Annotated in this window: 13 protein-coding genes; 3 read left to right on the plus strand and 10 right to left on the minus strand. The window is 58.9% G+C overall.

Features of this window, described 5'->3' with window-relative positions; all coding sequences use genetic code 11:
• Positions 1-17: 17 nt before the first annotated feature.
• On the minus strand, positions 18-236 hold the full coding sequence (locus C266_RS16465) for a hypothetical protein (protein WP_010805793.1): 219 nt from the start codon (positions 234-236) through the stop codon (positions 18-20).
• Positions 237-406: 170 nt separating this feature from the next.
• Positions 407-1,414: a LysR family transcriptional regulator gene (locus C266_RS16470; RefSeq protein ID WP_036663574.1), complete on the minus strand. Its 1,008-nt coding sequence runs from the start codon at positions 1,412-1,414 to the stop codon at positions 407-409.
• A gap of 1,295 nt (positions 1,415-2,709) precedes the next feature.
• Between C266_RS16470 and C266_RS27790 the strand changes: the two genes are divergently transcribed.
• Complete coding sequence (locus C266_RS27790) at positions 2,710-2,880, plus strand: hypothetical protein (RefSeq protein ID WP_168162927.1); 171 nt, start codon at positions 2,710-2,712, stop codon at positions 2,878-2,880.
• 387 nt (positions 2,881-3,267) lie between these two features.
• On the opposite strand, the gene C266_RS27500 is transcribed toward C266_RS27790, so the two are convergent.
• Positions 3,268-3,582: a hypothetical protein gene (locus C266_RS27500; RefSeq protein ID WP_144265850.1), complete on the minus strand. Its 315-nt coding sequence runs from the start codon at positions 3,580-3,582 to the stop codon at positions 3,268-3,270.
• Entirely contained in the window at positions 3,579-4,499 is a 921-nt protein-coding gene (locus C266_RS16475; protein ID WP_144265851.1) for a hypothetical protein, read from the minus strand. The genes C266_RS27500 and C266_RS16475 overlap by 4 nt, the downstream gene beginning before the upstream one ends.
• Positions 4,500-4,854: 355 nt before the next feature.
• Between C266_RS16475 and C266_RS16480 the strand changes: the two genes are divergently transcribed.
• Positions 4,855-5,370 carry a 3'-5' exoribonuclease gene (locus tag C266_RS16480; protein ID WP_010805790.1) on the plus strand — a complete coding sequence of 172 codons (516 nt, stop codon included), beginning with the start codon at positions 4,855-4,857 and terminating at the stop codon, positions 5,368-5,370.
• A 652-nt stretch (positions 5,371-6,022) separates the two neighbouring features.
• Positions 6,023-6,391: a hypothetical protein gene (locus tag C266_RS27945; RefSeq protein WP_210400017.1), complete on the plus strand. Its 369-nt coding sequence runs from the start codon at positions 6,023-6,025 to the stop codon at positions 6,389-6,391.
• Here the strand turns inward: C266_RS27945 and C266_RS16485 are convergent.
• The 6 genes from C266_RS16485 to C266_RS16510 form a co-directional block, all read right to left on the minus strand.
• Positions 6,372-6,875: an SMI1/KNR4 family protein gene (locus C266_RS16485; RefSeq protein WP_010805789.1), complete on the minus strand. Its 504-nt coding sequence runs from the start codon at positions 6,873-6,875 to the stop codon at positions 6,372-6,374. The two genes, C266_RS27945 and C266_RS16485, sit on opposite strands and share 20 nt — an antisense overlap.
• Positions 6,872-9,253, minus strand: coding sequence for a hypothetical protein (locus C266_RS16490; RefSeq protein ID WP_144265852.1), 2,382 nt, complete (start codon positions 9,251-9,253; stop codon positions 6,872-6,874). Before C266_RS16490 ends, C266_RS16485 begins: the two co-directional genes overlap by 4 nt.
• The gene (locus C266_RS26300; RefSeq protein WP_051126380.1) at positions 9,250-9,876 is read right to left on the minus strand and encodes a LysM peptidoglycan-binding domain-containing protein; all 627 of its coding nucleotides are present in this window, start codon (positions 9,874-9,876) and stop codon (positions 9,250-9,252) included. Before C266_RS26300 ends, C266_RS16490 begins: the two co-directional genes overlap by 4 nt.
• Positions 9,877-10,569 carry a hypothetical protein gene (locus C266_RS16500; RefSeq protein WP_010805788.1) on the minus strand — a complete coding sequence of 231 codons (693 nt, stop codon included), beginning with the start codon at positions 10,567-10,569 and terminating at the stop codon, positions 9,877-9,879.
• Positions 10,570-10,995: 426 nt separating this feature from the next.
• Complete coding sequence (locus C266_RS16505; protein ID WP_010805787.1) at positions 10,996-11,379, minus strand: hypothetical protein; 384 nt, start codon at positions 11,377-11,379, stop codon at positions 10,996-10,998.
• A 379-nt stretch (positions 11,380-11,758) separates the two neighbouring features.
• Positions 11,759-12,355, minus strand: a complete 597-nt coding sequence (locus C266_RS16510; protein ID WP_168162928.1) for a GntR family transcriptional regulator — start codon at positions 12,353-12,355, stop codon at positions 11,759-11,761.
• Positions 12,356-12,494 lie beyond the last annotated feature (139 nt).

Consider the following 12,494-nt stretch of genomic DNA (forward strand, 5'->3'; position numbering starts at 1 on the left):
CGTTACGCCACGCTCAGTCAAGCGACGATACACGTGGCTCGGGAGACGATGGCGAGGTCGAGCCGTACCTGCCCGCCGCATCGTGTCTTGCGCAATGCGCCGGTCGTTTGATCTGACGCGTGATGTCGACCTTGAGCGCCCCCCTTGTACTTGAGCGTCTCGTCGAAGTGCAATGAGCCGAAGCCGCGCTCCGAGCTGAAGGTGCCATAAAGCCCAACCGCAATGTCACACCACATGGCCGCCTTGTAGGCATTGATCCACGCTGACTCCACATTGAAACCAAGGGAAACCCTGAAGCAATGGGCGATTCAGGGATTGGTGTGCGATGGCGTCAAGCGTAAGCCGCACAAAAAAAGAGGCGCCTTACTTAAGGCGCGCTTATGTTCTAGGTCGGGCTTCGGTTATATCAGTCGCTCGCCAGTCCGAACGAGAACACATGGTCTGGGTTGAGCGAAAGCGCCTGCGCGATGTCCTTCGCCACCTGCTTCTCATAGGCGCGGCATAGCAAGTCGTGCATTTCATTCGGCATGTTGCCGAGTTCGTTCTCGCGGGAACTTAGATAGAACGTGCGCGACAACGGCTCGTACGGACGGCCGTGGCGCGAGAAGTCCGACAGCGGCACTACCCGGAGTTCGGGCACGAAATGGCGCGACTGCCAAATGCACAGCGGCGTGGTGATTGCAAAGCCAAGACCCGCTGCTACGAGACTCAGCATCGGGTCAGTGGCGTCGAACTCGCACGTCCGCTCGATGTTGTCGGTGTGGGCCATCAGATAGGCGTCGACATGCTGCCCGATCACCGAGCGTGCGCTGTAGCGAATGAAGCGCAGATGGCGGCTGAGTTCGGTCAGCGAGGTGAAACGATCGAGCGCTGCCTCCTTGGGCAGCACCACATAGTAGGGCTCGGAGAACAGTTTCTGTCGACGCACGCCGGGCGTGCTGCTCACCCCCGTCGTGGTGACGGCCATGTCGAGTTGGCGCGCGTCGAGCAAGGCGTCGAGCGTCGGCGTGATGCCGGACCAAAGCCTGATCTGCTGCGACGTTCCGGTGAGCGCCTTGATGATGATGGGCCCCACGGTGGCAGCGAATGAATCGACGGCACCAAGTCGCACGACGACCCGTTTGGCGCGCGTGACATTACGCACGCTCTCCACCATCTGGTCGGCACTTTGCAAGATGGCGGTCGCATGTTCGAAGAGGCGCTGCCCCGCAGCGTTAGGACGCGCCGGACGTGTTGAGCGGTCAAGCAACACCGTATCGAGCATCGACTCGATGGCCTTCACGCGCTGCGACACGCCTGCCTGCGAAATGCGCAGGCGCTTGGCGGCGTCGGAGATAGACCCGGCTTCGACAACGGCCACCCAACTTTCGAGCAACTCCCAGTCAGGGTACCGTCCACTGACCACATCATTCATAGCCGTATAAATTGCATGCGAGAGCGACGACTTTAGCATAGCGAGTCACATGCACGAGGAAGCGACTCAAATCGGGGGAGACGTCGCCGTCGCCACAATCTGCGCCAGTGCTTGATCGATATCCGCGTCGCCGGTCGGATGGGAATTCTGAATCTACGCGGATCGATTCGTTCGCCCGTCCGTGTGATTCTCAACCCGCCTTGAACACGGAATTGCCCCCCCCGACGACGTCGACCGACTGCTCTACGAGCTAAAACTCACCCCGAACCGGACTTTAATCTCGGCACATGCCGACGCTCCTAATAGTCGTGCGGCTCAATCACTTGCCACAAGATTTCTCGACGCTGCACGGGCGAACTCACATTTTTCCTCGAACGCCATTCAAGACCTGGATGTCGATCGCCTAGTCGGCGGCCAAGCGCTTGAGCCGCTGGTTCTCTTCCACCAACTGGCGCAATCACCGCGCCCACGAGACATCCATGCCGCCGTAACGGCTACGCCAGTTATAAACTGCGACCTCTGAAACGCCATGTTTCCGGTAGCAGTCCAATCTGCCCCTACACCCGAATTAGTACCGGCGGATTCGACCGGTCACTGCCCAAAACCTTTCTTCCGACTCAACCGCCATTTAAGCCGTCGGACGGACTAAGGATTCTCCGATGCGTTTCCGTCAACGCTATCCCTCAATGAATGCCCACACACTCTGCATCTGCTAGGTGCCAGGTCGATATAAGGAATCGGATATCCGCGTGGTAGCGAGTTGCAGAACGGGCAACGGTACAGACAACCAATTATTAGCAGCAGCAAGATCACAAAAACAGCGACGTAAACAACCACCAAGTACTCATACGACTTAGGCAACAATTTGAATAGCGGAAAACATAGAAATCCTATAAAAATAACAGCAATTATGGATAGTCTAATCACATTAAATCGCGAAGTTTTCCTATCTTCCGATGCCATTTTCTATAATTTTCTCTTATAGCTAAATTCAATAATAATCACTGTTTCTTCTACGCCTGATCGGCTCGGCTATTTCGGGCCAGTCGAGCTACGGTGGCCCGGCGTGCCGACCAACACACGCCAGGCCCGCAGCAGAACCCAGTTGATGCATTTTGCACCACACCGCAAATCCTTATTCCACAAGGCTTTGCCGATGTTTCACCGCCACCGGCCCCCTTCGGCTCAAAGCACGGCGCTACCACCCGCAACGCCAATGCTGACGTGGCTCTTAGGCTTTTTTGCACGCGAATTGGTACGTGCGTAATGTGTGTACTTATCTGAAGGGGAATCTCATGACTGAGCACGATCAACAACTGATCAATTCCATCGACCCGCCCGAAGACCGCCAATCCAACGAATTGCGCGAAACCACCGATGACTGGATTCGCCACGCGATGGACGGAATTCGGCTTATGCACCTCGATGAGGGCGCGCGGCGTGAGGTGGCAAAGCGGCTATTCTGACCAACTCGACCGTCGCGACCGACCGATCCAACGAACAGAAACGACAACGCCCGCAAGGTGGCGGGCGCCGCAGGTTAGGTGAGGACTTCCGAATCAACCAACGATACACGCTGACGCTCATGCCGATTACCCCCGCTGAACCCGGCGCTCGCTCATGCCACACCGGGATATATGACGCACCACGTCTCGGAGTAGCGGTTCGCTCCCCACTTTTTCCGCAATGCCTCGCGAGTAACCTCATCTTCCAGCAGAGATTCGCGCCGGCAGCTTCTTCAGCCGGGCGTTCTCTGCCTCCACCCCCCCTTCGGGCGCTTCACGTCCGACACACTCTACCACCGAACTTGCCTCGCCACAGGCCGTAGCTCGCCCCGGAGAAACCGTGCACAACTACTTGTGCCAGCCAACTTCTGTAGCAGCACCTGTCGAAACATCTATCGCAAATTCCCCTCCAAAAAACCGATCGGCACGGAGCCCCTTATCGGTTTGCCGAAGAGAAACAAACGAGTCTCGCCCCATTTTTGGGGGAGGGGCGGTGACCTGCCAAATCACCACACCACTATCATCGACGCAATATATGTTTGCGTTTAAATCTTCAGCCGAAATGTCCTTTTTTCCGGCAACGTCAACGAGAACGACTTGCGTTGATTGACCAATAGTGACGCTTGCAATGACCAGATCACTGGCGGTTATCAAAGATTTCACTTAAGGGGCCTCGTGTTGTAGAAGCTAGACCGTGGAATTTGCTCCAGCAACTGATACTGCATTCCGCTGTTGTTGTAGAGACCGAAGTTTGGCTGCGGTCCAATGATACCAACCTGCATCCTAGTTCCGACAGGAACAGTTACATCAGACATGTACGCTGGCGTGTCCTTAAGTCCGAGGTAATTCTGAATGGCTGCAGGATCGTTTCGAAGATGAGCAATCTCTTCCTGGCGAACAAGGAAGCCACCTGGAGCATTACCTTCTCCGGTATGCAAGCGCACGAAAGACAAATCGCCGGCAGTCGTAAATGTTCGAACACCTGGACCATCAGCGTACGGTGGATACCAACCCTCGGCCTTCGCCGCATCGCTAATAAATGGTGCGTTTGCATCCGCTGAGCGAATCGTCCGTAGATTTGAAATCTGCGGTCCGCTGTTTGTAACTTCACTACTACCATTGAGCCGCGAACCCAGTCTTGATGCACCGTCAGCTGCCGCCAAGTCGTCGACGGCTATGGTCGCGCGGCTACCGGAGGCTACGAGGCGAGCCGCTCCCCAGCTAGCAAGTGCTCCGCCAATCGCCTCAGGCTTGCCATCGACCACATCAGCAATACCCTGCAGCGCACCTAACCCAATGCGCTTAGCCTTCTCTCCCACCGTCAGATTGTCATCGGCCAACAACTTCCCAAGCTGCGACTTCGGCTCAAAATCCGACGATAGCCCGGCCCTCTCTGCATTGGCAAACGCCCCCAATCCATCCAGGGCAAGCGGGCCCATCTCTGACACTGCACTCCCAGCACCGCTGATCGCTCGGCCCACAAAACCGCCAATCGAATGGGGATCGGGGTTGTTCAAGCTCATTGGGTTATTTGGCCTGCGGCTAGCAAAGAGGCTTGCGCCAGATTGAAGGTCACTCACGTTTGCCAGTCGCCCAGGACCATACGCGTCGTTCAATCTGTCCTCGAAGGAGCGGCCTCCTATGACCACGTCGCCGTGCGAGAAGTCGATCTCGGCAGGTTTGAGGCGGTCGGCCGCCGCACTGATGCCAGCCTGGACGTCCGCTGCCCACGCTACGTAGCCCGCACCCGAAACGGCCACACCCGTGTTTGTATTCCCGCCCACTTTCAGGCCAAAGCCGCTCGACTCTGGACCGGCCAGACTATACAACTCGTCACGGCGCTGCTGCTCAGCCGCTTGGGCGCTTCGCTGCGAGCTATCGTTGCTCTCGGTCAGGCTGCTACCCAACGCATTGCCGGCAGCAAGAGGGGACGAAATGCAGACGAATCATGAACACAACACCTCCGACAGAATGATGCGCAGAGGCCCGCGCAGCCCGTGGAAGACACGCTACTTCATCGATACCGAGTTCACGGACTGGAAGGACAGCCAACTCATCAGCATTGCCATCGTGAGCGAGGATGGGCGCGAGTTCTATGGCGAGTGCTCGGACTTCGATCTGTCCGCCTGCAGCGAGTTCGTGCGGGTGACGGTGCTGCCGCAGCTCGGAGGCTTCCCTGGCCGCTCGATGCCGGCGTCGCAGCTCGCCGCTGAACTGCGGGCGTGGCTGTTGGCCGTGCCACTTCGGCCCAAGCCTGTGCTCTGCTATGACTCCGACTGCGACTACGCGCTCATCACCCACTTGCTCAGGGGACCGTTGCCACGCGGATGGAAGCACGAGAACGTGTTTCTGAAGGTCGATCCAGAACGCTTCGCGCAGTACATCGCCGTGCATGGTGGCGAGCATCACGCGCTGCACGATGCCCGCGCGAACGCCTTTGCTTTCAGGTAAGGCCATCCGGGGTCTCGGGGCGCAGCCCTGAGTGTCGGCGACGGGCGCGTAGCGACCTAGCAGACCAGGACCAGATGCATGTCGTGAGACATACATCTGGCATCCTGCCCTGTACCGTTCTCACACACATGCGGTAAATCTGCGGCGCATCTGCCGTAGCCTTGCGGCAGACCAGAAGCAGCCTGACGGTCTTTCATGCACGGCCTGTTGCCAGAGTTGGGAGCGATTGCGCGGGCTTCTTTGCCAGACCGGAGTCGGATCTGCTCGTAATACGCAGAATCCTTGATTTCATGCGGGTTTCCGGGCCTCGTGTATGACGCAAACGCCCACCGGAAACGCATCGATCGGCCGCAAAGCCAAGCCTGGCGCGGGTTTCAGGCTCCTCGAACGAGGTGCGTATGGTGTGTAGAGAGCTTAGGACCAGGATTTGCAGCAGAATCGGAGCGGGCTGAGGGCCTTTCCGACCCCGCCAACGCGGCTAAAGAGCGTATCCCATCCGGTTTGCAGGGCCAGCGATGTCCCATGACAGTCCCACAACTGTCCCATTACTGTTACCTTTAAGTTGCCTTTCAGTACCCCTCAGGCTCGGACTGTTCTGCTGATGTTTAGAACAAGTTCTGTTTCTGTTTAGTTTTTGTTCTCTTGCGCTGCCATGCTGCCACCTAAACCGATTCACCTGCTGTCGGACGACGAACTAGAAGGCCTCTTCGCCGAGATGTTCAACGACGATGGCGCAGCCGCCCGCGAGCATCTTGCCAACGGCAATCCGATCTATGTGTCAGCGCCGGACACACCCAAGGGCACAGTAGAGAAGCGTTTCCCGGACGGCACCCGGCAGTTCGTGCGCTTCGATCTCCAGGGCGAGCATGTCTCATTCAGCCAGACGCATAGCACCCCAGAAACGACAACGCCCGCACAAGGCGGGCGTTGGAGGAATTACTATTTACGATTCCCAACCTGGTTCTTTGCCCATACGTCAGAGTGTGCCCCCTCCAGCTCGGTCAGGACACACTTTCCTTGACCAGCCGTTGGTACTCCTGACGATTGTAGTCAACCATCGCAAGGAACCATTCCTCAAATCCTGAGAAGACGTCAATAAGCTCACCCGCAAGCCACAGCACCTTTCCCGGCGTCGCCGTATGAGGCCGTGCCATCACCATCACGTCGATGTCATCTGAAGAGACGGCGATCGGCAGCACATCTCGCCTGTCGAAGCCACAAAGTGGCTTCAGGGGCTCAAGAGATTCAATCAACGCTACGGCACGCGTCGCGCGCGGACCGCCTTCAAGATCATCCGCACCGAACACATCGATATGCTGCATGAAGGCCCGCCATCCGTTCGCATGCAACAGGAACTCCCTGTGCCGCAAGTCCAACGCATAGCCCATTCGTGCCTCGAGAGACTGCAACTGGTCCTCCGAGGCAGCAAGCTCAGGCAATGTGTTTTCCCAGAGATGGGCAACGTCTACCTCAGCAATCTTTTGCTTAACAAGGTGGGCGATCACCAATTCCCGTTTCCAGTCCAACTTAGGTCCTTTTGGTAAATGAATCGTGTCGGCTTATATCCAATCGGATAATCCTGCGCCTGGCGCCCCAAGCTGGAATTGATGGAGAAGTCCATATCCAACCAGAAGGGAGCAACCGGCCTACCCGTCCAACTGGTATCTGGCCCGTGGCCAACAACGCCAACGTACGGCTTACCTTCAGCTAGCGCCACCGCTCGCTCCTCGCGCGCTGCTGCGCTGGCCTCGACCCGCGTCGCCCCAGTCGTCGAGACCCGACCGGTGGAAGACATATACCCCTCGTCGATCGATAGGTTAGCAATGGAAGCATACTGTCGGATCTGCCTTTCCTGAGCAAGCGTCACACCGGCCACCGGATCTCGGAGAACAACTGGCCCAGACATCAAATTGCCGGGATTGGCAACCTCTTGGCGCAACAGATCAGCCTTCAGCAAGGCATACTGGTAAGCACTGTGTGCAGCATTTTCACCAGCGAACCCTATGGCACCATTACCACTGCCCATTGATGCGGCAACCGTAAAATCAGGCGCCACTACATAGCTTGGCCCAACCCCAGACCGATACATCAACTCTTCGGCCTTGGCCCCGGCAAGCTGCATTGTACGCGACGCGGCGATCTCCTCTCCGGCTAGCCTTGCGCCCATTGTAGCCGTACGCGCGAAGCTCGCTCCCACATCCGTGACTGCTGCGACCACCCCTTCTCCGCCAACTGCGAACGAAGCGATGCCCAACACATTCTGCGTTCGAATCGCTTGCGCACCAACATAGTCCCCGGCCGCTCGCAACTGGTCGATACGATCCGATTGCCAGGCACTGTTGGCTCTTTGCCCAATCTCATCAAGGGACACATTACCTGTGGCCAACCGCAACCCAAACCTTGCGACTGCGCCGGGCGCATCGTAGATGACCTGTCCGACAGCCTCGTTGCGCAGGACCGCCGCCAATGCGTCCGCGTTGTGTTCAGCCAGCCACCCGCCTGTCAGCCCATTGGCAAGCACCCATCCTTGGTCGTTCACGAACCGCACCGCACTTGCACCAAACTGTGCGGCCCCCAGCCCGGTTCCTATGAATTCTTGTCCCAGCCTGCCAAGCCAACTAACCCCAGCTTGACCAGATGACGCCCTAGCGGCATCTCCGCTTGGCAAGGGCGGAAGTTCCCGAGCCTCAATAACGGGATTGGGCACGGCGTGGGTCGATACGCCGTCATCGTACTGATACCAGGCTCGCCCGGATGCATCCACGCCGCTCGCCACAACCTGCGGTGTTGGCACAATAACCTGACCCGAGTTGCCCCAAGCCGCCGGTGGCAGCGATACCCCTGCAGGGACGCTCGCTCCATTTCTGGTCCACGACGGCGATTGCTGCAGTTCGCGTATGCGGTCTCCAAGGACATCTGTGTCCGGAGTCGTCGAATATGTATCGCCACCACCATCGCCGCCATCATCGGTTGCGATCGTTTGCGGAATTGCGCCGATACTGAATATCGAAGGCCGCACAGGCCCCAACGATGGCAAGCGATATGCCGGTCCGAACATCACCGATCCCGCGCTGTATTGGGGGTCTGCGGGCATCGCCGACGCCACTAGCGATGTAGCCAACGCATTGCCAAACGCACCCGTCGCGACCTGCTGTATCGCAATTCGTCCACCTCGAAGGATTGACGTGGTTGCCGCAGAGGCCGTCCCGACCAGCACGCCCGAAACCGTGCGCCCAAGCAAACCACCAATTTCGTTATTAATCGACTGCGAGATCGAGTTAGCCCCACCCGCATTCAATGCCCCTCCAACTGCGCCACCCGCAGCACTTGCGGCCACCGATGTCCAACTGAAGCTTGATTGCAGACCTGTCACAACGCCGACACCCTGACGGGCGACGTTAGTCACCGCCGCACGCAACGCGCCGGCACCGATGCCTTCGCCGGCTATTTGAGCACCGACACCCGCCCCGATACCTGCGCTCAATCCGCTAAGTGCAAGCTGATTGAGGCTGATCCCGTTCTGCTCTCCCATCGCCACACCAGCCAATTGCCCCGCTAACGAACCAGCGATGCCCCCGATTGCTGCCGCACCGACGGCTGCTGAGAGCCCACCAATCGTTGCACCCGTGACGGTGAGTCCGCCGACGGCCGTCCCGCCCAGCATCGCGGAGGCACCCGCCGACATGACACCTCCGAACGAAAGCGATGCTGCGGTTGCCCCTTCAGCCGCTTGCACTGCGCCCATCGCGAATGCCGCCGCCCCTGCCGTATAGACCGCGACCACAACCGTCACCGCGATCATGATGATCGACGCAAGCCCACCACCCCCCTCACCACTATCCGCCTGCGGCACTGGCAGATTCGGCGTCGTATCCCCGATCACCTAGCTTGGGTCGTACGGCTTGGCTTGAACGTCTTACTGTCGTTGTGGACCGTGCTAACGCGGTTTGGGATCGTCAGCGACTGGCCGACGCGCAGGTCTGAATTGCCCGACAGCCCGTTCGCTTCCGCGATCAGGTACCACAGCTTTGAATCGCCATAGGCCGAGTGCGCAATGCTCTCTAGCGTGTCGCCCGCCTGTACCGCCACTGCACCCGGCGCTCCCGTCGGGTACTTGCCGTTGATCGGCTGGAATCCAAAACTGAAGTCCGCCTTGTTGATAAAGTTCGGGTTACCCGTGTTCGGATCCTGCGGCGCGTTCGGGTTGACCATGTCGCCAAAGCGACCCAGAACCTCACCGTCCACCACAAGTTGGCGCTGCGTGTGCCCGCCCTGATTCACATACAACACGTGACCCTGTGCGTCGTTCACGAACGTCCGATTGTTCTCCGGCTTCGTACTATCCGTCACAGACGTCAGATTGCCGTTGACGTCATAGCTACTCGTCGTCGACCCCGGGTTGAACTTGTCGCTCGATCCGTCGACACGCGCTTCCTTGTAGCCGTCGAAGCGCGCCATCGTGTACGTATAGTTGTTCGTGTACCAATCACCATCCTGATTGGCCATCTAATAACTCACCACATTGCCAGCGCCGTCGTACTGTGAATAGTTCACCTCGTACTTTGAAGCGCCGTCGCTCTTCGTCACCTTCTGATGCAGCAGCCGGCCGTTCTGGTCATAGGTGCTCTGACGCGTCTCGCTGCCGTTACCGCCCGCAGCACCGTTCAGCGCCGTCACATACTCCTGCGGCAACGCACCCGCCGGCCCCGTCTGCACTACCCGATTCGCACCGTCGTAGAAACGCGTGTCCAACAGCACGCCGTCGCGCGAGACGTGCGACAGGCGGTTATTGATGTCGTAGTCGTACGCCTCGGTCGTCAGACCGTTCACCGCCGTGTACTGCGTCCGATAGGCGGCAGACGGCTGCGAGATATAGCCATATCCCGGATTGCCCGCTTCGTCAGTACCGACGACTCCCCAGACCGAAGTCCATTCGAGGTGGTCAAACACACGGTCGGCCTGCACCCGTGTGCCGTAGTGCGTGTCGCTGATCCGGTTGCCGTTCTTGTCGTACGTGATCTTATGGCCCTGCCCAACGCCGATATCTCCGTTGGCGTTGATGCCGTCCACCACCGTCTGACGGTTCATCGCGTCGTATTTGAACCAGCGATCCGCATCCTGGCTCTGGTCCATCGCGTTGATCACATGCGAAGTGATGTGTGTGCGGTTGCCCGCCAGGTCGTATGCGTACGTTGACACCTGTTCTTGTGATTCGTGGCATCGAACGCCGCGCGCACCACCCGCCCCAGCGGCTGCGCCGGCACCACCACATCGACTGCGGCGTCGTTCGTCTGCCCATTGACGTGACGGTTCGCATCAAACGCCGAAACGGCAGCCCCATCGCGTCGTAGGTGTGGCGTGCGACGACGGATGCCGACGATTGATCGCCGTTCGCATTCGGTTGGCGCCGCTCGGTGAACTGGTTGCTGGCGTTGTACTTGTACGTCGTAACCCAATACGGCGAGCGCGGGTCGGACACGGAAAACACGTTGCCCCAGCGGCCGTAGGTCTGGTTGATCGTCGGACGCACGGCGTTCGTGCCACCGCTGGTGCCGATGGCCAGCGACACCGTCACCCCAATCGGTTGGCCGGGCCGGCGGGTTGACGTCGTCACGCTGCCAGTCGTCACCGAGCGTGCTGCGGCGACGCGCCCGGAATCCAGTAGCCCGGGACGTAAGTCGGTGTCGTATCGACGATCGTTGGCAACGGCGTTACGCCCAACACCTGGTACTGCTCCTCAACGTTCTGAGTGTCATACACGGTGTAAGAAATCGCCGACACCTTGCCGTTCACAATGCCGTAGTGCGCGCCAAAGAGAGGACCTCCATCTTCGTCCCTGCCGGTCACGAACGGCACACCGTACTCATATCCGATGACGTACTTCGACGGATCCTCCGGCGTGACCGTGTGAGCCTCCTCGACCGTACGAGAGACCGCGTACGGCCCCCGCAACGACCTTGTTGCCTTCCAGTGTTGGTTGGGGGTATAGGTGCCGGGTGCCCGCCTCATCCAGATATCCGACCGGAGAGCCGCAGATCGGCTTCGGCACACGCATCAGTGTGCATTCGGATCGGCCGGATAGGCAGTGTAGTAGTACGTGTCGTAAAGCGCCGCTCGTACTTAACCGAGCTAAGAACGCGTTTACGATCATCTGAGCGGCAGAGTCAAGAAAGCGAGGTGGACGAACTGCAGGCTGGTGTTGAGCTTTCGACCAAACGCCCTCTCGCCGAAGCTTGCGGTGCTGCTCGAAAAGATCGCGGGAGGCGCGTCTGGGCCGGCGCCTCGCTGTCGGAGCGGTGGAAGTCAACCAAGTTTGTGCATGAAATCTCCAGCGACAGGTCGCCATGCACTGCTGTGGGGCCTCGAAGCGCTCCCGTTGGCACCGGCGTCACTTCTTCGGCTGCTCGGACGGCAAGCCGAAAATTGTGCGCAAATCTGCCTTTGAGCCAATTTTGACGCTCAAATCCAGGCTGGCTTCCAGGTCGTCCAGATGCTGGCGCATGGTGTCGATGGCACGCTTCGTGCGACGGGCCCTGAGGTGTCCGATCAGCTTGCCGTGATCGTCATGCCAGCAACTCATGCCGCTGGCGTTGTCGTACAGGCTCGTGACCAGCGACGTGCGCGCGACCAATTGCTTGACCAGGTCCGCGAGGATCGCGTTGCCGGCGATATCGGCCAGCAACAGGTGAAAGCGGCCCGACTCCTTGATCGCCTCGCGCATTCGCCCCGCACGGCGCAATGCGTCCTCGTCGGCAATGGATTTTTCCAGAACCTTGAAGTCGGCGCCAGAGGCTCGAGTGGCCGCCAGTTCGACGATGCCGGCCTCGATTGATTTGCGCGCCCCGAAGATGGCGCGCGCCTCCTGCGCGTCTGGCGACGCCACGAAAGCCCCTCGGTTCTGAATCGGCACCACGAGCCCCTCACACTCGAGTCGCGCAAACAAGTGCCCCATCTCCCGACGTGATACATCGAACAGCTTGCTCATTGCCAACTCATTTAGCCGGGTGCCGGGAAGCAAGCGCTGGTCGACGATCGCATCGATAAAAGTCCGATACAACGATTTGGCATCCGTTGCGCCTGGCGTCAATTTGTCCTGCGCATTTTCAAACGATTTCCCCGTACCT

It is taken from the genome of Pandoraea sp. SD6-2, assembly GCF_000389825.1.
Taxonomy (GTDB): Bacteria; Pseudomonadota; Gammaproteobacteria; order Burkholderiales; family Burkholderiaceae; genus Pandoraea; species Pandoraea communis.